The organism is Rhodoferax sp. OV413, assembly GCF_945881795.1.
Taxonomy (GTDB): Bacteria; Pseudomonadota; Gammaproteobacteria; order Burkholderiales; family Burkholderiaceae_C; genus Allorhodoferax.
This window is the reverse complement of record NZ_CAMCVG010000002.1, coordinates 1-20,759: the sequence shown is the minus strand read 5'-3', so window position 1 is coordinate 20,759 and position 20,759 is coordinate 1. Positions and strand designations below refer to the sequence as shown.

Genomic DNA, 20,759 nt, shown 5'->3' with positions numbered 1-20,759 from the left:
AAGCCGGAGAGACACCGGGGCCAGGCCTAGTCGGTCTTCGCCCCGCCCTCAAACCAGCGCCCGATCACCGCGCGCTCAGCGTCGGTAATCTGCGTGGCGTTGTTCATCGGCATGATTTTGCTGACCACGACCTGCTGGTAAATCGCCTGCGCGTGGCGGGCCGCTTCTTGCGGGCTGTCCACGCGCACATTTTTCATTTGCAGGTTTTCGCCGTGGCAGCTGTAGCAGCGCTGGGCCAGCACGGCCTGCACTTCCTGGAAGCTTTTGGGGCCGTTTTGGCTATTTTCGCCCGCCATCATTGCGCCGGCAGCTTCATTTTTGATAGCAACCGGCTGTGCGGAAGGGGCCAGCCACACCACAGCGCCCACGATGGCCACCACACCAACCGCGGCGTAGCGCCAGGGGTGCGGGTTGCGGCCCAGGTGGTAGCCATGGCGCAGCACAAAGAATTGGCGGATGGCCGCGCCCGCGCCCATCATCACGATCAAGACCAGCCAGTTCTGCGGGTGGCTGTAGGTGAAGCTGTAGTGGTTGCTCAGCATGGCAAACAACACCGGCAGGGTGAAGTAGGTGTTGTGCACGCTGCGTTGCTTGCCGCGCTTGCCGTGGATGGGGTCTACCGCGCGGCCGGCGGCAATGTCTGCCACCATGCTGCGCTGGCCGGGAATGATCCAGAAGAAAACGTTGGCGCTCATGGCGGTAGCCATCATCGCGCCCACCAGCAAGAACGCAGCGCGCCCTGCAAACCAGTGGCAGGCCAGGTACGACGCCACACACACCAGCAAAGCCACCAGCGCGCCAACAATCGCCTCGCCGTTCTTGCGCGCGCCAAAGGCCCGGCAAATGCTGTCGTACGCCAGCCAGAACACCACCAAGAACGACAGCGCCACTCCAATCGCCGCGTACGGCTGCCAGGCCATGACCGATTTATCAATCAGGTAGGTTCCTGCGCTCCAGAGGTAGGACACGGTGAACAGCGCAAACCCGCTCAACCAGGTGCTGTAGCTCTCCCAATAAAACCAGTGCAGCTTGGCGGGCAGCTGGGGTGGCGCGCCGGCAAACTTGACCGGGTGATAGAACCCGCCGCCATGCACCGCCCACAGCTCGCCGCTCACGCCCTGCCTTTTCAGATCATCGTCCTGCGGTGGCGTGAGGCTGCTGTCGAGAAACACAAAATAAAACGACGAGCCAATCCATGCAATCGCGGTGATGACGTGCACCCAGCGCAGCAGCAGGTTGGCCCAGTCGAGCAGGTAGCTTTCCATCAGGGATTCTCCTCAGTCTGCCGGCGGGCGGCTGTCGGTTGGCTGTCTGGCACTTGCAGGATCTGGGCTGCCACAGCCACGGCGATGATTTCCGGGCGCTTGTCTTTGACCACCGGCACGCCGATGGGGCACGTCACCTGCGCCAGCTCGTCGGGCGTAAATCCGCGCTCCGCCAGGCGGCGCTGAAAGGTGGCCCACTTGGTGTGGCTGCCAATCAGGCCGATATAGGGCAGGTCGCCGCGTTCGCGCTGGCGCTTCAGGCAGGCGGCCACGATGTCGAGGTCTTCCGCGTGGCTGAAGCTCATCACCAGCACGCGGCTGGCGGGCGCCAACGCAGCCACCGCAGCCTGCACCGGTTCGGAGTGTTCGCACTGCACGTTGTCCGGCAGCTGCGCGGGGAACATTCCGTCGCGGCTGTCCACCCAGCGCACATCAAACGGCAGATGTGCCAGCACCTGCACCATGGCCTGCCCCACATGCCCGCCGCCAAAAAGGCCCAGCGGCCAGCGCTTGTCTGTCAGACGCTGCCGCAGAGCCGGCTCGTCAGCCAGCGTGACCAGCTCCAACTGCAAATGCACCTCGCCACCACAGCACTGCCCCAGGCTCGGGCCCAGGGCGAAGCGGCGGTTTAGCGTCGGGGTGGGCTCTGCGGCGGCGTGCGCCTGCAGCATTCCGCGCGCCAGCGCCAGGGCGTCCAGCTCCAGATGACCGCCGCCCACCGTGCCGATGAACTGCGCCCCGAGCACCGCCATCCAGGTTCCGGCCTCGCGGGGCACCGATCCGCGGGTGGCAGTCACCGTCACCAGCACTGCCGGCCCCTGCACCAAAGCGGCAATCAATGGATTCAAAGCATTCATAGACGATAGAAAGAATAAGACCGGTGAAGCGGGCAAGCCCCACTTGCCAGCGCCCCCCGACTTGCGGCACAGTGGGTCCAAAGACACGGATCAGGAGACACGCCATGACCCTCGTTCGCCCCGCACAGGCTGCGGCTCTGCAGCGCGCCCGGCTGCTCAATCGCCTTGCCGTGCTCGGTGTGGTGTGCGCCTTGGGCGCATGCAGCATGACCAAGCCCACCCCGCCGGCGCAGCCCCCGGTGGTGCAAGCGCCCGCCCCGGTGCAACCCCCGGCTCCGGTGGCCATCATTGAGCCCGTGCCAGCCCAGGAGCCTGCACCAGCGTTTTTCTCTAAGGCTGCTACCCCGCGCGACTATCGCCGCGACGCTGCAAACCACCTCTACGCCCGCAACGCCAACCGTATCTACGCCGGCAAGCTGCCACCGCTGCTGTACGCGGTGGGCGTGCTGGATGTGGATATCGACCCGCGTGGGCAGGTGACCGATGTGCGCTGGCTGCGCGCCCCGCGCCATGCGCCGGAGGTGATGGCCGACATCGAGCGCTCGGTGCGCGCCGCAGCGCCCTACCCCGCGCCGGTACGCATGGGCCGCGTCACTTACACCGAGACCTGGTTGTGGCACAAGAGCGGGCGGTTTCAACTCGACACCCTCACCGAAGGCCAGATGTAAACCCTTGCCGGCGCTGCAGCCATGCTCATGAGCCCCGGTAGGTGGAGTAGCTCCAGGGGCTGACCAGCAAGGGCACGTGGTAATGCTGCTCGGGTTGGGCCACGCCAAAGTCCAGTGTCACCCGATTCAAAAAGTGGGGCTCCGGCAGTGCCACGCCGCGGGCCTTGAAATACGCCGCCACCTCAAACACCAGCCGGTACGTGCCTTTGTGCAGGCCCGCGTTGTCCAGCAAGGGGCCGTCGGGGTTGCGCCCGTCGGTGTTCAACACCAGCTGCTTGACCAGGGTGGCCACCTCGCCCTGCGGGGTGGCCTCGGTGGTGTAGAGCGCCACCGCCATGCCCGCCGCAGGCGTGCCGTGCATGGTGTCCAGTACGTGCGTGCTCAAGCCCATGGCGCATCCTCTTTAATCAAAAATGAAAGTGTATACACTCGATTTCGTGCCCAATATCATGCCCCATGATCGCCCACGGACAGTGCTTGCATTGGGCGATCACGGGACGTTTTCTTCGCCATGAATTCCACCTACGACACCACCCGCCCGTACCCCCGCGACCTGGTCGGCTACGGGGAACACGTTCCCCACGCCCGCTGGCCGGGCCAGGCCCGGGTGGTGGTGCAGTTTGTGCTGAACTATGAGGAAGGCGGCGAAAACAGCGTGCTGCATGGCGACGCAGGCTCAGAGCAATTCCTGTCCGAGATGTTCAACCCCGCCGCCTACCCCGACCGCCATATCAGCATGGAAGGCATTTACGAATACGGCTCGCGGGCCGGCGTCTGGCGCATCCTGCGGGAGTTCGAACAGCGCGGCCTGCCGCTCACCGTGTTTGGCGTGGGCATGGCGCTGGAGCGCCACCCCGAACTGACGCGCCGATTGGTTGAGCTCGGCCACGAAATTGCCTGCCACGGCCACCGCTGGATTCATTACCAGAACATCGACGAGGCCGTGGAGCGCGAACACATGCAGAGCGGGCTGGCTGCGATTGAAAAACTCACCGGCCAAGACCGCACCGCGCCCGACGCCATCCACGGCGTGGGCTGGTACACCGGCCGCGACAGCCCGCGCACCCGCCGTCTGGTGGCCGACTACGGCGGATTTGAGTACGACAGCGACTACTACGGCGACGACCTGCCCTTCTGGATGAAGGTGCAAAAGACCGACGGCAGCGTGGTGCCCCAGCTCATAGTGCCCTACACCCTGGACTGCAACGACATGCGCTTGGCCCTGCCCCAGGGCTATTCGCACGCCGACCCGTTCTTTCAATACATGAAAGACACCTTCGACGCGCTCTATGCCGAGGGCGACCCCGACGGCCTGAACGCGCCCAAGATGATGAGTATCGGCATGCACTGCCGGCTCTTGGGCCGGCCCGGGCGCATTACCGCCTTGCAGCGCCTTCTGGACCACATCGGTCAGCACCAGCATGTCTGGGTGGCGCGGCGCATTGATATTGCGCGACACTGGAAATCCACCCACCCCTACCCCGGCTGAGATATGTCTCACACAGTACCCGCCCTCACCCTGGAGCAGCTCAACACCCTGCCGCCGGCAGACGTCGCCCACCGGCTGGACGGGCTGTACGAGCACTCGCCCTGGATTGTGGAATCCGCCCTGCAGCAGCGGCCCTTTGTGTCGCTGGCGCAGTTCAAGCACCGCATGGTGCTGGTGGTGGTAGAGGCTGGCCGCGCGGCGCAGCTAGCCTTGCTGCGCGCCCACCCCGAGCTGGCCGGCAAAGCCATGGTCGACCACAGCCTCACCGCCGAGAGCAGCAATGAGCAAAGCAAGGCCGGCCTCACCCGCTGCACGCCCGCCGAGTTCGAAACGATTCAGGCGCTCAACGCGCAGTACAACGCGCGCTTCGGCCACCCCTTCATTCTGGCGGTGCGCGGGCCGCGGGGTACGGGACTCTCCAAAGCCGAAATCATTGCCACGCTGGAGCGCCGTGTGCAAGGCCACCCCGGCTTTGAGCTGGCAGAGTGCCTGCGCCATGTGCATCGCATCGCTGAAATCCGGCTGAACGACAAGTTGGGCTACACGCCAGCGCAAGGCCATCAGGTGTGGGACTGGCAGGAGTCCCTGGCCCGGCACACCGACGCCGCCTATGCCGGAACCGGACAGCTCACCGTGACCTACCTGACTGACGCGCACCGCGCCTGCGCCCGCCAGATTCAGGCCGACATGCTGGCCGCCGGCTGCGACAGCGCCACCATCGACGCGGTGGGCAATGTCGTAGGGCGCTACGAAAGTGATAGCTGCTCGCGCAATAATGACGGGCTCCAGAGCCCTATTTCATCTAAAAATTTGCTGACCGGCAGCCATTTTGATACCGTGCGCAACGGCGGCAAATACGACGGCCGGCTCGGCATTTATGTGCCGCTGGCCTGCGTGCAAGCGCTGAAGGCGGCGGGCCAACGCCTGCCCTTCGGGCTGGAAGTAGTGGCATTTGCCGAAGAAGAAGGCCAGCGCTACAAAGCCACCTTTCTGGGCTCGGGCGCACTCACCGGCGACTTTGACCCCGCCTGGCTGGACCAGACGGACGCAGACGGTATCAGCATGCGCGACGCAATGGCGAAAGCGGGGTTGGACGTGAACGCTATTGGCGCCATCCGCCGCAACCCTGCCGACTATCTGGGCTTTGTAGAGGTGCATATAGAGCAGGGTCCGGTGCTCAACGCGCTGGATATTCCGCTGGGCGTGGTCACCTCGATCAACGCCAGCGTGCGCTATGTGGGCGAGATGGTGGGCATGGCCAGCCACGCCGGCACCACGCCCATGGGCCAGCGCCGTGACGCGGCCGCAGCCGTGGCCGAACTCGTGCTGCTGGTCGAACACCTGGCCACCCAAGACGGCGACTCGGTGGGCACGGTGGGGCAGCTGCAGGTGCCCAACGGCTCGATCAATGTGGTGCCCGGGCGCTGCCAGTTTTCGCTGGACCTTCGGGCACCTTCTGACGCGCAGCGCGACGCACTCGAGGACAAGGTACTCACCGGCTTGCGACTTATTTGTGAGCGCCGCGGGCTGCATCACACCCTGACCCGCACCGTACAAGCCAGCGCCGCTCCCAGCGACCCGGCCTGGCAACGGCGCTGGGAGGCCGCGGTAACCGCCTTGGGCGTGCCGCTGCACCGCATGCCCAGCGGCGCAGGGCATGACGCGATGAAGCTGCACACCCTGCTGCCCCAGGCCATGCTGTTTGTGCGCGGGCTCAACGCCGGCATCAGCCACAACCCGCTGGAATCCACCACCAGCGACGACATGCAACTCGCCGTCGATGCGTTCAGCCACCTGCTGCATCAACTGTCCCTCGAGCACAACGCTCCATGACCACGCCCCCCCCCCAAGACTCCCCATGAGCACCCACGAACACCGCCACCACCGCTCTTACCAAGACCTCGACGCCTGGATTGACGCGCACTTCGAAGAAGAGCTGCGGTTTCTGCAAGAGCTGGTGCGCGTGCCCACCGACACACCGCCGGGCAACAACGCACCCCACGCCGAGCGCACCGCAGAGCTGCTGGCCGCCATGGGCCTGCAGGCCGAAAAGCACAGCGTGCCCGCCTCCGAGGTGCTGGCCGCCGGCATGCAAAGCATCACCAACCTGGTGGTGCGCCGCCCCTACGCGGAGGGCGGCCCCACCATCGGGCTCAATGCCCACGGCGATGTGGTGCCGCCCGGCGAAGGCTGGACGCATGATCCCTACGGCGGCGAGATTGCCAACGGACATTTATTCGGCCGCGCCAGCGCGGTGAGCAAGAGCGACTTTGCCAGCTACACCTTTGCGGTGCGGGCGCTCGAATCACTGGGCCTGCCGCTGCGCGGCGCAGTGGAGTTGCTGTTTACCTACGACGAAGAGTTTGGCGGCGAGCTCGGCCCCGGCTGGTTGCTGGACAAGGGCCTCACCCGGCCCGACCTGCTGCTGGCGGCGGGGTTCTCGTACCAGGTCATCACAGCGCACAACGGCTGCCTGCAGATGGAAGTCACGGTGCATGGAAAAATGGCCCACGCCGCCATCCCCGAGAGCGGTGTGGACGCGCTCCAAGGCACGCTGCACATCCTTGGCGCGCTGTATGCGCAAAACACGCTCTACAAACAAGTGCGATCGCGGGTCGAGGGCATCAACCACCCCTACCTGAACGTCGGCCGCATCGAGGGTGGCACCAACACCAACGTGGTCCCCGGCAAGGTCGTCTTCAAGCTCGACCGCCGCATGATTCCCGAAGAAAACCCCACCGAGGTCGAAGCCTCCATACGCGGGGTGATTGCGGACGCCGCCACGCAGCTGCCCGGCATCACGGTGGACATCAAGCGCCTGCTCCTGGCCCGCTCCATGCGGCCGCTAGAAGGCAACAAGCCTCTGGTGGACGCTTTGCAACACCACGGCGAAGCGCTGTTTGGCGAACCCATTCCCGCCATGGGAACACCGCTCTATACCGATGTGCGCCTGTTTGCCGAGCGCGGCATTCCGGGGGTAATTTACGGCGCCGGCCCGCGCACCGTCCTGGAGTCGCATGCCAAGCGCGCCGATGAGCGGCTGAGCCTGGACGACCTGCGCAAAGCCACCAAGGTGGTGGCGCGCACGCTGCTGGATTTGCTGGGCCCGAGAGAAGCCCCCCTCTAGTGCGGAATCGGCGCGCTTTTGCGCGTTCGCCCTTCACAGCACGGGTGGCGAATGCCTGTCCTGCCGGCGAATGTGTCGCACTTGCCCAACATAATGAGGGCGATGATTGTTCCTGAGTCGGACTTCTCCGAATGCACTTCGCTGGTGGTGGATGGCAACCCCACATCGCGCTCCATCCTGGTCTCGCAGCTGCGCGATTTCGGCATGGGCTCGGTGGTGCAATCTGCCCGCGCGGTCGATGCGCGGCGCCACCTCGAGTACCGTAACTTTGACTTTGTGCTCTGCGAGCAGCACTTCGCCACCGACACCATGTCGGGGCAGGACCTGCTGGATGACCTGCGCCGCAACCAGCTGCTGCCCTTCTCTACCGTCTTCATCATGATCACCGGCGAGGCAACCTACACCCAGGTCTCAGAGGCCGCGGAGTCTGCGTTGGACGGCTATTTGCTCAAACCCCACAAGGCCAGCCAACTTGGCGACAGGCTGGTGGCGGCGCGAGTTCGCAAGGTGGCGCTGCAAGGCATCTTCAGCGCCATCGAGGCAGAAAAATATGCGCTCGCGGCGCAGCTGTGCCTGGACCGCTTTCGCAATAAGGGGCCGTTCTGGTTGTATGCAGCGCGAGTGGGCGCGGAACTGCTCTTGCGCATGGGGCAAGCCGCCGAAGCGCAAACGCTTTACAAAGCGGTGGTAGACGCCAAGACCCTGCCCTGGGCCAAACTGGGTATTGCCCGCGCGCAACTCGACGCGGGCCAGGTCAACCAGGCCACCAGCACCCTCGAGCGACTCATCGGCGAGGACTCGTCGTACGCCGACGCCTACGACGTCATGGGCCGCGCCCAGTTTGAGCTGGGGCGTTTCGACAAGGCCTTAGACACCTACAGAATGGCCGCCACCCTCACGCCAGCCTCGGTCAGCCGGCTGCAGAACTTCGCGATGATGACCTTTTATTCGGGCGACTACGCGGAGGCTGAGAAGCTGCTCGACCGCACGACCCGCCTCGGACTCGATTCCAAAATGTTCGACCCGCAGACGCTGGTGCTGCTGGCGTTTTGCCGCCTGTACATCGTGGACCGCAAGGGACTGCAGCGCTGCGAAGACGACTTGCTACGCCTGATTGAGCGGGACGAATCCAATGCGCGCATCCCCCGCCTGCTGGGCATTGTGCGGGCCCTGAATCTGATTCAGCAGAGCGAGTTTGTGCCGGCGATTGATGCGGTGCGCGCACTGGCAGCCACCGTGCGCGACCCGCTGTTTGATTTTGAATCCGCGAGCAATCTGGTGGCACTGTTGTCGCAGCTCTCGGCCCGCACCATCCAGCTCAACGAGCTGGAGGAAACTATCGACGTCATCGGCCGGCGCTTTTGCAGTAATCGCCCGCTTACCGAGCTGCTGGCCGCCAGCGCGCTGGCGTATCCGGCCTACGCCGAACGGCTGCGGGCGGCGCAGGGCCAAGTGCTGAACTATGCCGAGACCGCCATGGCACTCAGCCTGGCCGGCGACCCGACCAATGCGGTTAAAAACCTGATCCTGCATGGCCGCGACACCCTGAACGCGCGCCTGATTGACAACGCCTACCAGCTGCTGCAAAAACACAGCAACAAGGTGGAAGGCGCGGCTGAGCTGTCACACGCAGTGCAGCAGCTCAAAAACAGTTGCGGCCCGACCTTGCAGCTCGCCACATTGGGCGAACCCAAGCGGCAGGCCGGCGGCTTGGCCCTGCGCACCGGCAAACTCCCCGCGGGCAGCGCCAGCGGGGAAGCATTGCCTGCAGCAGGGAGCTGAACTTATTGCTTGACGGCTTCAAGGGCGATGGTGATGGTCACCTCGTCACCCACGAAAGGCGCGTACTTGCCGGCGTTGAACTCGGTGCGCTTGATGGTGGTGCTGGCCTCGGCGCCGATGGCTTCCTTCTTGTTCATCGGGTGCTGCGTGGCCACAAAGTTCGCAATCTTCAGGGTCACCGGCTTGGTCACGCCCTTGATGGTGAGGTTGCCTTCAACGGCCGCGAGCTTGTCGCCTTCAAAAATCACCTTGGTCGACTTGAAGGTCGCGGTGGGGAACTTGGCGGTATCGAGAAAGTCTTCGCCCTGAATGTGGGAGTTGAAGGCGACCGAGCCGGTGTCCACGGCCTTCATGTCAATCACCACATCCACCGAACCGGTCTTGGCGGCCTTGTCGTACGAAACGGTGCCGGTGGTGTTGTTAAAGCGGCTTTGTTGGGTGGAGAGCCCAAGGTGGTTGTACGAAAAACGGGGGAAGGTGTGGCTGGGGTCCAGGGTGTAGGTCACCGACTGTGCGCCGGCAGCACCAGCGAGAGCAGACAGAGCCAAAGCGGCAGCGATAAAGGAAGTACGCATAGAAAAACTCCTGTTGAAAAAACGGGTTGAGAAAATCACCATTTGCCCACGCCGGTGAGCGCGAGCTTGAACTTGACCTGCACATCGTCAGCGACCATGGACGTGTCAGCCCATTCGTTTTCGCCGATCTTGAACTCCAGGCGCTTGACCGCAAAGGCACCTGTCACCACCGTGTTGGCGCCACTCTGGGCCAACACCACCGGGGCCACCACGTCGCGGGTGGCGCCCTTGATGCTGAGCTTGCCGCTGACCTCGAACTTGCCGCCGCCCAGGCCCTTGATGGTGGTGGACTGGAAGGTGGCTTGCGGGAACTTCGGGGTGTTGAACCAGGTGCTGCGGGGCAGTTCGGCATCGGTATCGGGCACGCCCAAGGTGGCGCTGGCCATGTCGACAGTGAATGCAATCTTGCCGGCCTCAGGTTTGGCGGGATCAAAAGCAATTTGCGCATCAAACTTCTTAAACCGCCCCTCCACCGGCACGCCCATTTGCTTGGTCACAAAAACAATCTCGCTTTGCGCGGGCAGCAGTTTCTGCTGAGCAAACGCAGGAGCGCTGAGCGCCGCAGCGGCCACTCCGACACAGACACCGGCACCTGCCACAAACACACGAATGGACAACATAAAAGCTCCAGTAGAAAAAGGTGAGGCGGACATAAAAAATGAACCGTCAGGTCGCGCCATTGCCGCGCCCGGGCCACATGCGTTGCAGCAAGCCGTCACGGTCCACCCAATGGTGCTTAAGAGCAGCCGCCACATGCACACCGGCCAAACCCATGAGCGCAAACGCAGTGAGTTCGTGCCACGGCTTGATCAGTTCGGCCAGCGCCTTATCCACCGGCACAAAGTCCGGCAAGGGCAGCACGCCGAACACCACGATCGGGAAACCAGCCGCCGAGCTGTAGGCCCAGCCGACCAGGGGCACTACAAAAAAGAGAGCGTACATCGCATACTGGACGCCGCTATGGACCCACTTTTGCCACTGTGGCATGGCCAGCTCAATGGCCTGGGGCAGCTCCGGCGGCCGGTGGCTCAAGCGCCAGCCCAGTCGCACCAGCGAGAGCGCCAGAATGCAGACCCCGGCCCACTTGTGCCAGTTGTAGAGCTTCACCCGCTGGGGGGAAAAAGGCAGGTCTGCCATGTAGAGCCCCACCCCAAAAATCGCAAGCAACGCCAGCGCCAGAACCCAGTGCAAACCGATGGCTGTCAGGCTGTAGCGACGCTGTGGAACCACAAAATTCGGGGACTTGCTGGATGTCATGCGGGCAAGTCTAGGCCTGCGATGGTTGATGAATTTTGAATTGAATTGTTGACTTGATTCAAATATTCTGTACTGCGTAGGCTTTAATCCAATGCTCGAGCAACCCAGTGGGAGTCGCAAACGTCCCGCCCCGTTGGATGAGACATAGTCCGCAAATTCCTGCTTGGCGGCCTGAAGACATCCGTCGTTGGCATGGATGCCGGTCATAGAAGGCCGCACGGTAGAATCCTGTCCATGGAAGCTTGGCCGAGCGGTTTAAGGCACCGGTCTTGAAAACCGGCGATGTTTTGCGACATCCGTGAGTTCGAATCTCACAGCTTCCGCCAGATATTCATTGAACCAGCGCCCTTCAGGGCGCTTTTTAGTTTTCAGCTATCCAATTCAAAAAGGAATTGCGACGCTGCCCACAGCATGGGCGCCACTCAAACTCTGGCCCTCCCTCCCGGTACCACATCCCCAGGCCTCAGGGTTTTTCTGAATGACCGCTACAAACCGCGGGGGTAGCATGAATGACAGCACGCGTTTGTTATTGGAGTACACCCCATGGAGCAGATTGATTTCATGCCAGCGGTCAAGCAGGGCTATTGGTTCTATGGCGGTTTAACGCTCTGCCCGGTGCGCATCGTTCAGCACCACACACTCTACGGAACACACAATCCCGAAGACCCAACCGAGATTGCCGTCGACAGAGAGGCCGATTGTTTTTATGTTCGCTATCACCCTCCTGGCGGACATGAGAGTTGGCACGACGGCGGCACCGCTCTGAGCTTGCGCGAGGCGGTTTTTCTGGCGCAGCGCAAGCTCGGGCCGGTTGTGCAGTGGAATGATTGAGCAGCCCCGAGCACTTAAATAAATAGCCCCCCCGCAAGCCCCGCTGATGTCCAAGGTGCTGCTAGCCCTGCTGGCGGCATGTTTGGGCAGCCTTGCCCGGGCGGGCGCGTATGAGGATGCCATGACCGCATGGGTGGCGCGCGACGGCCGCAACGGCCTGGACAGCCATGCGGTAACCTGAGCCGCCCACTCCCGACGGCCCCCGGGCCCCATACATGACGCAAGACGCCTCCCATCCGCCGCTTTCCGCATTGCTGCAGCACAAAGCCTATGTGCGGTTTTGGTTCGCCCGTGTGGCGGGAATCATGGGCAACCAGATGCTTATGGTGGCGGTGGCGTGGCACATGTACGACCTCACCTCCAGCGCATGGGACCTGGGACTGGTGGGGCTGTTTCAGTTCGTGCCGGCTTTGCTGATGACGCTGCCGGCCGGTCAGGCGGCAGACCGCTGGCACCGTGGCCGCATTTTTGCGGTGTGTATGTCGCTGCAGGCCTTGGTGGCGCTTGTGCTGTTGATGGCCACGCTGGGCGACTTCGCTTCGCGCGAACTGATTCTTCTGATATCGGTGGTGCTGGGGGCGGGGCGCGCCTTTCAGCTGCCGGCGCAGCAGGCGCTGGTGCCGCTGCTAGTGCCGCCCGCCCTTCTCAGCCGCGCGCTGGCGCTCAGCGCCACCGCCATGGAAATTGCCATCATCGGCGGCCCGGCGCTGGGCGGGCTGCTGTATGTCACCGGTGCTGCGAATGTGTATATCGCCTGCACCGCGCTGCTCTCGTTGTCGACCGTTCTGATCCTGCTGGTGCGCTACGACCATAAGCCCTCGCGCCTGGCTGCGAGCTGGGAGAGTCTGTTTGCGGGGGTGCGCTTTGTAATGCAGCACAAGCTGATTCTGGGCGCCAGCTCGCTGGACTTGTTTGCCGTGTTGCTCGGGGGAGCTACCGCCCTGCTGCCGATTTATGCACGCGACATCTTGCAAACCGGCCCCGAGGGCTTGGGCCTTCTGCGGGCGGCGCCTGCGGTGGGTGCGGTCACCATGTCGCTGGTGATTTCGCGCTGGCCGCTGCGCCGCCATGTGGGCCCGCGGATGCTGGGCGCGGTAGCAGTTTTCGGGATGGCGACGGTGGTGTTCGGAGTGTCGGAATCGTTCTGGTTATCGATGGCGGCGCTGGCGGTGGCGGGTGCGGCCGACTGCATCAGCGTGGTCACCCGCAGCACGCTGGTGCAGCTGGAAACCCCGGACCACATGCGCGGCCGCGTCTCGGCGGTGAACTCGATCTTTATCGGCGCATCCAACCAGCTCGGTGAGTTTGAGTCGGGCGCCACGGCAACCCTGTGGGGCCCGGTCGGCTCGGTGGTGGTGGGCGGCGTGGGCACCATTCTGGTGGCGGGGCTGTGGTTCAAGCTCTTCCCTGCGCTGGCCCGGCGCGACCACATGGAGCTCCCTGCGCGCTAGCCGGCCAACGGCTCAAGCGGCATGGGACAGGAAGATTTCCTGCAGGTCGCTCAAAAAGTCAAAGCCGCGCGCAGTGGGCCGCACCCGGGCAAAGTCGCGCTCAATCAGGCCTTTGCGTTCGGCCTCCTCCAGCCCCTTTTGAATGGCGGTGATGGCCAGCCCGGTGCGCTCGGTAAAGTCTCGCAGCCCGAAACCGTGCCTCAGGCGCAGCGCGTTGAGCATGTACTCAAAAGGAAGGTCGGCCCGGGCGACATCTTCGTCTTGCGCAACGGCTTGGCCTTGCAGCGCCTGCGCCATGTAGCGCGCGGGGTCGCGAAACCGCACCTGCCGCACCACCCGGTGGGCAAAGCTGATTTTGCTGTGCGCCCCGGCGCCGATGCCAAGGTAATCGCCAAACTGCCAGTAATTCAGGTTGTGCGCGCAGCGGTGGCCCGCTCGGGCGTAGGCAGACACCTCGTAGCGGTCGAGCCCGCCCGCGGCTGTGGCTTCGGTGATGCGGTCCAGCATGGCGTAGGCGGTGTCGTCTTCGGGGATTTGCGGCGGGAACTTGGCGAAGTAGGTGTTGGGCTCGATGGTGAGGTGATAGACCGAGATATGCGGCGGCGCAAACTGCAGCGCGGTGGCCAAGTCCTCGTCAAGCTGGGCCAGGGTCTGCCCGGGAAGGGCATACATGATGTCGAGGTTGAAGGTGTCAAACGAGGCTGCGGCCTCTTCTACCGCGGCCAGCGCCTGCGCGCGGTCGTGCACCCGGCCCAGAGCCTGAAGGTGCGCATCGTTAAAGCTCTGCACCCCGATGGAGAGCCGCGTGATGCCGGCTGAGCGAAAGGCCTTGAAGCGGTCGCGCTCAAAGGTGCCGGGGTTGGCCTCGAGGGTGATTTCGAGGTCGGCGTCCAGCCGCGGGCGGGCGCGGATGTCGCCCAGCAGCCGGTCTATCGCCTCGGGGGAAAACAGGCTGGGCGTGCCCCCGCCGATAAAAATGCTGTGGATGCTGCGCCCCCAGATGAGGGGGAGTGCTGCCTCGAGGTCGGCCACCAGGGCATCGATGTAGCGCTGCTCCGGCACGCCGGCGGCGGCCTGCTCATGCGAGTTGAAATCGCAGTAGGGGCACTTTTTGATGCACCAGGGCAAATGCACATAGAGCGACAACGGCGGCAGCGCGCTGAACTGCAGGCTACCCGGGCGCATGTAGTGCTGAATGTCGCGCTGCACTGCGGCAGCCTCCTGAGCAGCGGGCGCAATAGGAATCATGCGGCTCCAGCCCCCAGCCAGTTGGCACGTATGAGCCCGGCCATGGCGGCGGCGGCGCGGCCGCGGTGGCTGTGGGCGTTTTTAACCTCGACCGGCAGCTGCGCAAAGGTCTTTCCGAACTCGGGAATCCACATCACCGGATCAAACCCGAATCCGTTGGTACCCACCGGCTCAGGCGCGATCTGGCACACCACGCGGCCCACAGCGATCAGGGGCTCGGGGTCGTCAGCGTCGCGCACCGCCACCAGCGTGCTCACCATCGCGGCGCGGCGGTTGCTCTGGCCCTTCATCTGCTCAATCAGCGCCAGGACATTGTTGTCATCGCTCTTGGCATAGCCAAACTTGGTGGCGTAGTACGCGGTGTCGACGCCCGGCAGCCCGCCAAAAGCATCAACGCACAGGCCAGCATCGTCGGCCAGCGCTGGCAGGCCGGTGTGCTGCGCGGCATTGCGCGCCTTGGCTAAGGCATTTTCAACAAAGGTGCGGTACGGCTCGGGTGACTCGGGCACTCCGAGCTCCCCCTGGCGCACCAGCACGCAGCCCAGCGGGGCAAACATGGCGTCAAGCTCGGCGAGTTTGCCCTGGTTATTGGATGCGAGAACGATTTTCATAAGGAAATAGGGCGCTAGCCCCCGTGGTGTATGCGCGAGCAGCTATTGAATTGATAGTGCGTCCAGCTGCAGCGCCATCAGCTCGCCCACGCCTTTTTCGGCAAGCGCCAGCAGTTGGTCCATCTCGGCGCGGGTAAACGCCACGCCTTCTGCGGTGCCCTGCACTTCCACAAAGTGGCCGGCTCCAGTCATCACCACATTCATGTCGGTGTCGCAGGCGGAGTCTTCGGTGTATTCCAGATCCAGCATCGGCGTGCCCTGCACAATGCCTACGCTGATGGCCGCCACCTGCGCCACGATGGGCGACTCGGCCAGCTTGCCGGCGGCAAGCAGCCCGTTCACCGCGTCTTGCGCAGCGACGAAGGCTCCGGTGATGGCGGCGGTGCGGGTGCCGCCGTCGGCCTGGATCACGTCGCAATCGAGCTGAATGGTGCGCTCGCCGAGCTTTTTCAGGTCGAACACGGCGCGCAACGAGCGGCCGATCAGGCGCTGAATCTCCTGGGTGCGACCACTTTGCTTGCCGCGGGCGGCTTCGCGGTCGCTGCGGCTGTGGGTGGCGCGGGGAAGCATGCCGTATTCAGCGGTCACCCAGCCCTGCCCTGTGCCTCGCTGGTGGGGCGGCACTTTGTCTTCCACCGACGCGGTGCAAAGCACCCGCGTATTGCCGAACTCGATCAACACCGAGCCTTCGGCGTGCATGGTGTAGCGGCGGGTGATGCGCACCGGGCGCAAGGCGTCAAAAGCGCGGTCTGCGCTGCGGATAAATGGGGACATGAAAACTCCTCTAGATCGGGTCTGGCGTTTCCCACTCGAGCGCGACGACGGTGGCGTTGTCGCTGCGCGGGCCGCCTTTGCACAAGGCGTCGTCGACCAACGCCGGCGCCGAGACATCCACCGGCGCCCGCGCGAGCTGAAGAACGATATCTTCCTCTTGCAGCGGAGCCCACAGGCCATCGGAGCACAGCAGTAGCCGGTCGCCTTGTTGCAAGGGCACCGGGCCGCTCACATCAAAAACCGGTCGAGTGGGGGAGCCCAGGCAGGTGAAAAGCACATTGCGGTTGGGTGGGAGATGCTCGTCCCCCGGGCGCACCATGCGCCGCTGCTCGGCGTAGGAATGGTCGCGGGTGCGGGCCAGCAGCTCGCCCCGGCGCACAAAGTACAGCCGCGAATCGCCGCAATGCACCCAGTAGGCCGACCCGCCCTGCAGCACCACCGCCACCAGGGTGGTGCGCGGGGTGTCGGTAATTCCGCGCTCCGCGGCGTAGCGCAGGATCTCGCGGTGCGCGGCAAGCACCGCCTTGTTGAAAAAGGCCCGCACATCGGGCAGCTCGGGCGTGGCCTGTTGCTGAAACAGGCCCGCCATCACCTGCAGGGTCATTTGGGACGCAATTTCGCCTTGGGGATGCCCGCCCATGCCATCGGCCAGGAAAAAAAGGCTGGACTCCGCGGTGTAGCAGTAGCCCATGCGGTCTTCGTTCTTGACGCGCCCGCCCTTGCGGCTAACCTGAAAAACGGAAAACTTCATTTCGGCTTGGCAGCAGACGAACGAGCGAGTCCACCCATCACGGTTTTTCTGGCATCAACAACCATCGCATCCAACTGCATGCGCATTCTTTCGGCGACAGTGAGCTTGGTATAGCGGCGCTCGCCTTCGCGGGCGAGTTCTTTTTGCAGGGCAAACACCGACTGCGGGCGCGAGAGCGGGTCCAAAGACATGCACCACTCCACCACCTCAATCAGATTGTCGGAATACACGCCGCGCAGGCGGGCCAGCGCGATGGTGATGCGGTCTTTCTCGATGCGCTGGGGCGCCTCGTTGGGCGGGTAGCCCTGCATGCAGGCGTAGATACAAGCGCCAATGGCGTAAATGTCGGTCCAGGGGCCCATGGACGCGTCGCGGCGGTACATCTCCGGCGCGGCAAAACCCGGCGTGTACATGGGGCGGACGAAGTTGCCTTCTTTGCTCAGCACCTCGCGCGCGGCACCGAAATCGATGAGCACGGCGCGGTTGTCATCTGTCACAAAAACATTGGCCGGCTTGATATCGAGATGGAGCATCTTGTGCTGGTGCACGATGCGCAGCCCGCGCAGCACTTCGTCATACAAAGAGCGGATGGTGGATTCGCGAAACACCTTGCTCTTTTTCTGGTCGCGCGCGGTGATGATGAAGTCCTGCAAAGACGCGCCTTCCAGGTAGTTCATCACCATATAAACGGTTTCGTTTTCGCGGAAGAAATTCAGCACGCTCACCACCGAGGGGTGAGAGATTTGCGCCAGCGAGCGGCCCTCTTCAAAAAAGCTTTTAAGGCCCAGCCGGTAGAGCGACTGTTTGTCGGGCTGCACCTTGGGCAGCAGTTCACCGGGCTCGCGCGTGGCGAGTGATGCGGGGAGGTATTCTTTGATGGCGACTTGTTGGCCGGCGGGGTCCAAAGCCAGGTAGACCACGCCAAAACCGCCAGCTGCGACTTTGCGGATGACGCGGTAGCCGCCGACGATGGATTCCGGGGGGAGCGGGGCGGGCTTGACCTTTGACATGCGTGCGTTGGGTCTGGTCTGGAGTTCTGGTGAAACGGGTTATTCTCGGGACCGTTTCCATCGCCGCGAAAGCCCTGAATGCCAGTTTACAGCATGACCGGTTATGCCAGTGCCCAGCACAGCACCGTCATTTCCAGCCCCGAAGGCGAGCCCCGCGCCGCGTCAACTTACCACCCCATCACCCAGCTCGGGCTGGAGGTGCGCTCTGTCAACAGCCGCTTTCTGGACCTCACATTCCGCCTGCCGGAAGACCTGCGCCAGTTTGAGCCGGCCCTGCGCGAACTGCTGGGCAGCAAGCTCAAGCGCGGCAAGGTGGAGGTGCGCGCCTCGGTTGAGACCAGCAGCGCCAGCAGCATTGCCGAGCCAAGCCCCAAGTTGCTACAAAAGCTCAATACCGCACAAGACACGATTCGTGCCTGGCTGCCGGCTGCCGCACCCTTGAGCGTGGCCGATGTCATTCGGCTTAGCGCCGCAGAGCAAGGAAGCAGCCCCGACTGGAGCGCTGAGGTCATGCCGCTGGCAGAGCGCGTTCTCAAAGACCTCCTTGCCGCACGCCAGCGCGAGGGCGCGCGACTGGCCACCATGCTGCTAGGGCACATCGAGCAGCTGCGCGCCTTGGCGGCTCAAGCCGGTCCGCTGGTGCCGCAACTGGTGGCGCAACACCGCGCGCGATTCATGGAGCGCTGGAAAGAGGCCATGGCCCTCACCGAAGGCACGACCCTGCCGGAAGCCGCGCAAGACCGCGCACTGACAGAGGCCACCGCGTTTGCCATCCGGATTGACGTAGCCGAAGAAATCACACGCCTGGACTCGCACCTCGACGAGCTGGCGCGGCTGATTACCAAGGGAGGAGAAATCGGCAAGCGACTGGATTTTCTGATCCAGGAGCTGCACCGCGAGGCCAATACGATGGGCTCCAAGTCTGCGGCGCTGGAGCTCACGCATATTTCGGTGGACATGAAAGTCTTGATCGAGCAGATGCGCGAGCAGGTACAGAACATAGAATAAGGCGACTTAAGACACCGTATGACGGAGCCTCAGTCCATGGACTACCCCGGAAATCTCTTTGTCGTGGCGGCCCCGAGCGGAGCCGGAAAGTCCAGTCTGGTCAAGGCGCTACTGGAGCTCGATTCCCGCCTGCAACCCTCGGTGTCGCACACCACACGCCCACCCCGCGGGCAGGAAAAGCACGGCCGGGAGTACTTCTTTGTCTCGCAACAGGAATTCGACGCGATGGTCGACTCGAACGCCTTCGTCGAGTGGGCGCATGTGCACAGCCAGCGCTACGGCACCTCCAAGAAAGCGATCGAAGACCGGATGGCCATGGGCGCCGATGTGATTCTGGAAATCGACTTTCAGGGGGCGGTGCAAATCAAAAATATCTTTGCCAATGCGGTCTGCATCTTCATCCTGCCACCCAGTTGGGAAGAGCTTCGTTCGCGCCTGGAGCGCCGCGGCGAGGACTCGCCGGAGATCATCGATATGCGCATGAAGAACGCGCAGCTCGAGGTGTCTCAGGTCGAAAAATTCGACTTCGTTATAATTAATGAGTTGTTTGACCGTGCGCTTTTCGACCTGAAAACCATAGTCCACTCCCAGCGACTCAAGATTTCTGCCCAACGCCGTGCGCGTGCCGAAACATTCCAAGCGCTGAACATCCCCTAGCTTTCCGGAGAACTCCATGGCCCGCATCACTGTAGAAGACTGCCTCGTGCAGATCCCTAACCGTTTCCAATTGGTTCTGGCTGCCACCTACCGTGCGCGCATGCTCAGCCAAGGCCACACGCCGAAAATTGAGAGCAAGAACAAGCCAGGCGTCACTGCCCTGCGCGAAATTGCCGCCGGCAAAGTTGGCGTCGAGATGCTGAAAAAAGTGCCGCTGTAATTCCAGTCCACCTGTCAAAAAAGCACCGCTTGCGGTGCTTTTTGCATTGTGGGCGCGCCAAGCGCTCAGCCGCGCTACATTTGCATCATGGGAAGCCTCCTCCAAACTCCTTTAAATCAAGCCAAAGCGGGCAAGAGCCATAAACCGGGCTCGGCGGTAGCCGCAGTGAACGCGGCGGCGGCCAGCTTTGCCGGCCTGACTGCCAAGCTGGATTACCTCAGCAGCAGCGACGTGGAGCATGTTCGGCTGGCCTACCGGTTTGCCGACGAGGCGCATTTGGGCCAATTGCGCAACAACGGCGAGCCCTACATCACCCACCCCATTGCGGTGGCGGCCCAATGCGCAGAATGGAAGCTCGACGCGCAGGCTTTAATGGCCGCTTTGTTGCACGATGCGCTCGAAGATTGCGGCATCACCAAAATCGAGTTGATTGAGAAATTCGGCTCACCGGTGGCGGAGCTGGTTGACGGGCTGACCAAGCTCGACAAGCTGCAATTCAACACCCGGGAAGAAAACCAGGCAGAGTCATTCCGCAAGATGCTCTTGGCCATGGCGCGCGATGTGCGGGTCATTTTGATTAAGCTGGCAGACCGTTCGCACAATATGCGCACGCTGTCGGACATGCCGCGCAGCAAGTGGGGACGCATTGCCTCGGAAACCATCGATATATACGCCCCGATTGCCCACCGGTTGGGGCTGAATCAGACCTACCGCGAGTTGCAGGACCTGTCGTTCCAGCATTTGCGCCCCTGGCGTTACGCGATATTGGCCAAGGCAGTATCGAAAGCGCGCAGCCGACGCCGGGACCTCATTCAAAAAGTACAAAAAGAGGTGGAAGAGGTGTTTGCCAACGCGCACATGCCTGTTCGCATTGCGGGGCGGGAGAAAACGCTGCACTCCATCTATACCAAGATGGAAGCTAAACACCTGAGCTTTGCACAGGTCACCGACATTTATGGCTTCAGGGTTTTGGTGCCTAGCACCACCGACTGCTACACCGCCCTGGGCTTGCTGCATCAGCTCTACAAGCCGGTGCCAGGCAAGTTCAAAGACCACATCGCCATTGCCAAGGTCAACGGCTATCAATCGCTGCACACCACGCTGGTCGGCCCCTCGGGTATCAATGTGGAATTCCAGATGCGTACCGAGGCGATGCACGTGGTGGCCGAATCAGGCGT

General features: G+C 63.1%; 22 protein-coding genes, 1 tRNA gene and 1 pseudogene. 13 read left to right on the top strand and 11 right to left on the bottom strand.

Annotation, left to right across the window (positions count from 1 at the left end):
* Positions 1-26: 26 nt before the first annotated feature.
* Positions 27-1,265 carry a urate hydroxylase PuuD gene (locus tag Q0O05_RS00465; RefSeq protein WP_293659797.1) on the bottom strand — a complete coding sequence of 413 codons (1,239 nt, stop codon included), beginning with the start codon at positions 1,263-1,265 and terminating at the stop codon, positions 27-29.
* Positions 1,265-2,122 carry a xanthine dehydrogenase accessory protein XdhC gene (xdhC, locus tag Q0O05_RS00460; RefSeq protein WP_293659796.1) on the bottom strand — a complete coding sequence of 286 codons (858 nt, stop codon included), beginning with the start codon at positions 2,120-2,122 and terminating at the stop codon, positions 1,265-1,267. The genes Q0O05_RS00465 and xdhC overlap by 1 nt, the downstream gene beginning before the upstream one ends.
* A gap of 104 nt (positions 2,123-2,226) precedes the next feature.
* Here xdhC and Q0O05_RS00455 point away from each other — a divergent pair, with 104 nt between their 5' ends.
* Positions 2,227-2,790 (top strand): hypothetical protein, encoded by a 564-nt coding sequence (locus tag Q0O05_RS00455; protein ID WP_293659795.1) that lies wholly within the window; start codon positions 2,227-2,229, stop codon positions 2,788-2,790.
* 25 nt (positions 2,791-2,815) lie between these two features.
* Here the strand turns inward: Q0O05_RS00455 and uraH are convergent, their stop codons facing one another.
* Positions 2,816-3,181, bottom strand: coding sequence for a hydroxyisourate hydrolase (gene uraH / locus Q0O05_RS00450; protein WP_293659794.1), 366 nt, complete (start codon positions 3,179-3,181; stop codon positions 2,816-2,818).
* Between the two features lie 120 nt (positions 3,182-3,301).
* Between uraH and puuE the strand changes: the two genes are divergently transcribed.
* The 4 genes from puuE (at position 3,302) to Q0O05_RS00430 (ending at position 9,188) form a co-directional block, all read left to right on the top strand.
* Positions 3,302-4,279 (top strand): allantoinase PuuE, encoded by a 978-nt coding sequence (gene puuE / locus Q0O05_RS00445; protein ID WP_293659793.1) that lies wholly within the window; start codon positions 3,302-3,304, stop codon positions 4,277-4,279.
* Between the two features lie 3 nt (positions 4,280-4,282).
* A complete protein-coding gene (uraD, locus tag Q0O05_RS00440) occupies positions 4,283-6,112 on the top strand; it encodes a 2-oxo-4-hydroxy-4-carboxy-5-ureidoimidazoline decarboxylase (RefSeq protein WP_293659791.1) in 1,830 nt (609 codons plus the stop codon).
* A gap of 25 nt (positions 6,113-6,137) precedes the next feature.
* Complete coding sequence (locus Q0O05_RS00435; RefSeq protein WP_293659790.1) at positions 6,138-7,406, top strand: M20/M25/M40 family metallo-hydrolase; 1,269 nt, start codon at positions 6,138-6,140, stop codon at positions 7,404-7,406.
* 81 nt (positions 7,407-7,487) lie between these two features.
* On the top strand, positions 7,488-9,188 hold the full coding sequence (locus Q0O05_RS00430; RefSeq protein WP_293659789.1) for a response regulator: 1,701 nt from the start codon (positions 7,488-7,490) through the stop codon (positions 9,186-9,188).
* A 2-nt stretch (positions 9,189-9,190) separates the two neighbouring features.
* Here Q0O05_RS00430 and Q0O05_RS00425 read toward each other — a convergent pair whose 3' ends face one another.
* From Q0O05_RS00425 to Q0O05_RS00415, 3 genes are read right to left on the bottom strand one after another with little or no spacing between them, the layout of a single operon-like run.
* Positions 9,191-9,763: a YceI family protein gene (locus Q0O05_RS00425; protein WP_293659788.1), complete on the bottom strand. Its 573-nt coding sequence runs from the start codon at positions 9,761-9,763 to the stop codon at positions 9,191-9,193.
* Positions 9,764-9,798: 35 nt separating this feature from the next.
* The gene (locus Q0O05_RS00420) at positions 9,799-10,383 is read right to left on the bottom strand and encodes a YceI family protein (protein WP_293659787.1); all 585 of its coding nucleotides are present in this window, start codon (positions 10,381-10,383) and stop codon (positions 9,799-9,801) included.
* Positions 10,384-10,429: 46 nt separating this feature from the next.
* Complete coding sequence (locus tag Q0O05_RS00415; RefSeq protein ID WP_293659786.1) at positions 10,430-11,020, bottom strand: cytochrome b; 591 nt, start codon at positions 11,018-11,020, stop codon at positions 10,430-10,432.
* Positions 11,021-11,256: 236 nt separating this feature from the next.
* Between Q0O05_RS00415 and Q0O05_RS00410 the strand changes: the two genes are divergently transcribed.
* The 4 genes from Q0O05_RS00410 to Q0O05_RS00395 all read left to right on the top strand — a co-directional run bounded on the left by Q0O05_RS00410 (position 11,257) and on the right by Q0O05_RS00395 (position 13,302).
* A tRNA-Ser gene (locus Q0O05_RS00410) sits at positions 11,257-11,346 on the top strand.
* A 217-nt stretch (positions 11,347-11,563) separates the two neighbouring features.
* Positions 11,564-11,851 carry a hypothetical protein gene (locus Q0O05_RS00405; protein WP_293659785.1) on the top strand — a complete coding sequence of 96 codons (288 nt, stop codon included), beginning with the start codon at positions 11,564-11,566 and terminating at the stop codon, positions 11,849-11,851.
* A 46-nt stretch (positions 11,852-11,897) separates the two neighbouring features.
* Entirely contained in the window at positions 11,898-12,032 is a 135-nt protein-coding gene (locus tag Q0O05_RS00400) for a hypothetical protein (protein WP_293659784.1), read from the top strand.
* 34 nt (positions 12,033-12,066) lie between these two features.
* Positions 12,067-13,302 carry an MFS transporter gene (locus Q0O05_RS00395; protein WP_293659783.1) on the top strand — a complete coding sequence of 412 codons (1,236 nt, stop codon included), beginning with the start codon at positions 12,067-12,069 and terminating at the stop codon, positions 13,300-13,302.
* A gap of 12 nt (positions 13,303-13,314) precedes the next feature.
* Here the strand turns inward: Q0O05_RS00395 and hemW are convergent, their stop codons facing one another.
* The 5 genes and pseudogenes from hemW to Q0O05_RS00370 all read right to left on the bottom strand — a co-directional run bounded on the left by hemW (position 13,315) and on the right by Q0O05_RS00370 (position 17,696).
* Positions 13,315-14,550: a radical SAM family heme chaperone HemW gene (gene hemW / locus Q0O05_RS00390; RefSeq protein ID WP_293659782.1), complete on the bottom strand. Its 1,236-nt coding sequence runs from the start codon at positions 14,548-14,550 to the stop codon at positions 13,315-13,317.
* Positions 14,547-15,161, bottom strand: a complete 615-nt coding sequence (locus Q0O05_RS00385) for a non-canonical purine NTP pyrophosphatase (RefSeq protein WP_293659781.1) — start codon at positions 15,159-15,161, stop codon at positions 14,547-14,549. The genes hemW and Q0O05_RS00385 overlap by 4 nt, the downstream gene beginning before the upstream one ends.
* 42 nt (positions 15,162-15,203) lie before the next feature.
* Positions 15,204-15,935 (bottom strand): ribonuclease PH, encoded by a 732-nt coding sequence (gene rph, locus Q0O05_RS00380; protein ID WP_293659780.1) that lies wholly within the window; start codon positions 15,933-15,935, stop codon positions 15,204-15,206.
* A 19-nt stretch (positions 15,936-15,954) separates the two neighbouring features.
* Positions 15,955-16,686 (bottom strand): annotated as a pseudogene (locus tag Q0O05_RS00375) (PP2C family serine/threonine-protein phosphatase); the annotation flags it as partial.
* Positions 16,683-17,696 (bottom strand): serine/threonine-protein kinase, encoded by a 1,014-nt coding sequence (locus Q0O05_RS00370; protein ID WP_293659779.1) that lies wholly within the window; start codon positions 17,694-17,696, stop codon positions 16,683-16,685. The gene Q0O05_RS00370 and the pseudogene Q0O05_RS00375, both read right to left, overlap by 4 nt.
* Before the next feature lie 78 nt (positions 17,697-17,774).
* Between Q0O05_RS00370 and Q0O05_RS00365 the strand changes: the two genes are divergently transcribed.
* The 4 genes from Q0O05_RS00365 to Q0O05_RS00350 all read left to right on the top strand — a co-directional run.
* A complete protein-coding gene (locus Q0O05_RS00365; protein ID WP_293659778.1) occupies positions 17,775-18,704 on the top strand; it encodes a YicC/YloC family endoribonuclease in 930 nt (309 codons plus the stop codon).
* Between the two features lie 36 nt (positions 18,705-18,740).
* The gene (gene gmk, locus Q0O05_RS00360) at positions 18,741-19,361 is read left to right on the top strand and encodes a guanylate kinase (protein WP_293659851.1); all 621 of its coding nucleotides are present in this window, start codon (positions 18,741-18,743) and stop codon (positions 19,359-19,361) included.
* 16 nt (positions 19,362-19,377) lie between these two features.
* Positions 19,378-19,581 carry a DNA-directed RNA polymerase subunit omega gene (gene rpoZ / locus Q0O05_RS00355; RefSeq protein WP_293659777.1) on the top strand — a complete coding sequence of 68 codons (204 nt, stop codon included), beginning with the start codon at positions 19,378-19,380 and terminating at the stop codon, positions 19,579-19,581.
* 87 nt (positions 19,582-19,668) lie between these two features.
* A partial coding sequence (locus Q0O05_RS00350; RefSeq protein ID WP_293659776.1) for an HD domain-containing protein occupies positions 19,669-20,759 on the top strand: 1,091 nt, incomplete at its 3' end.

Bases quoted from the DNA above. Each gene is read 5' to 3' on its own strand.
- rph (WP_293659780.1), bottom strand. From the start codon at position 15,935: ATGTCCCCATTTATCCGCAGCGCAGACCGCGCTTTTGACGCCTTGCGC.
- Q0O05_RS00420 (WP_293659787.1), bottom strand. From the start codon at position 10,383: ATGTTGTCCATTCGTGTGTTTGTGGCAGGTGCCGGTGTCTGTGTCGGA.
- uraH (WP_293659794.1), bottom strand. From the start codon at position 3,181: ATGGGCTTGAGCACGCACGTACTGGACACCATGCACGGCACGCCTGCG.
- Q0O05_RS00465 (WP_293659797.1), bottom strand. From the start codon at position 1,265: ATGGAAAGCTACCTGCTCGACTGGGCCAACCTGCTGCTGCGCTGGGTG.
- Q0O05_RS00435 (WP_293659790.1), top strand. From the start codon at position 6,138: ATGAGCACCCACGAACACCGCCACCACCGCTCTTACCAAGACCTCGAC.
- puuE (WP_293659793.1), top strand. From the start codon at position 3,302: ATGAATTCCACCTACGACACCACCCGCCCGTACCCCCGCGACCTGGTC.
- Q0O05_RS00400 (WP_293659784.1), top strand. From the start codon at position 11,898: ATGTCCAAGGTGCTGCTAGCCCTGCTGGCGGCATGTTTGGGCAGCCTT.
- Q0O05_RS00385 (WP_293659781.1), bottom strand. From the start codon at position 15,161: ATGAAAATCGTTCTCGCATCCAATAACCAGGGCAAACTCGCCGAGCTT.
- Q0O05_RS00365 (WP_293659778.1), top strand. From the start codon at position 17,775: ATGCCAGTTTACAGCATGACCGGTTATGCCAGTGCCCAGCACAGCACC.
- uraD (WP_293659791.1), top strand. From the start codon at position 4,283: ATGTCTCACACAGTACCCGCCCTCACCCTGGAGCAGCTCAACACCCTG.
- xdhC (WP_293659796.1), bottom strand. From the start codon at position 2,122: ATGAATGCTTTGAATCCATTGATTGCCGCTTTGGTGCAGGGGCCGGCA.
- Q0O05_RS00415 (WP_293659786.1), bottom strand. From the start codon at position 11,020: ATGACATCCAGCAAGTCCCCGAATTTTGTGGTTCCACAGCGTCGCTAC.
- Q0O05_RS00395 (WP_293659783.1), top strand. From the start codon at position 12,067: ATGACGCAAGACGCCTCCCATCCGCCGCTTTCCGCATTGCTGCAGCAC.
- Q0O05_RS00425 (WP_293659788.1), bottom strand. From the start codon at position 9,763: ATGCGTACTTCCTTTATCGCTGCCGCTTTGGCTCTGTCTGCTCTCGCT.
- hemW (WP_293659782.1), bottom strand. From the start codon at position 14,550: ATGATTCCTATTGCGCCCGCTGCTCAGGAGGCTGCCGCAGTGCAGCGC.
- rpoZ (WP_293659777.1), top strand. From the start codon at position 19,378: ATGGCCCGCATCACTGTAGAAGACTGCCTCGTGCAGATCCCTAACCGT.
- Q0O05_RS00455 (WP_293659795.1), top strand. From the start codon at position 2,227: ATGACCCTCGTTCGCCCCGCACAGGCTGCGGCTCTGCAGCGCGCCCGG.
- gmk (WP_293659851.1), top strand. From the start codon at position 18,741: ATGGACTACCCCGGAAATCTCTTTGTCGTGGCGGCCCCGAGCGGAGCC.
- Q0O05_RS00370 (WP_293659779.1), bottom strand. From the start codon at position 17,696: ATGTCAAAGGTCAAGCCCGCCCCGCTCCCCCCGGAATCCATCGTCGGC.
- Q0O05_RS00405 (WP_293659785.1), top strand. From the start codon at position 11,564: ATGGAGCAGATTGATTTCATGCCAGCGGTCAAGCAGGGCTATTGGTTC.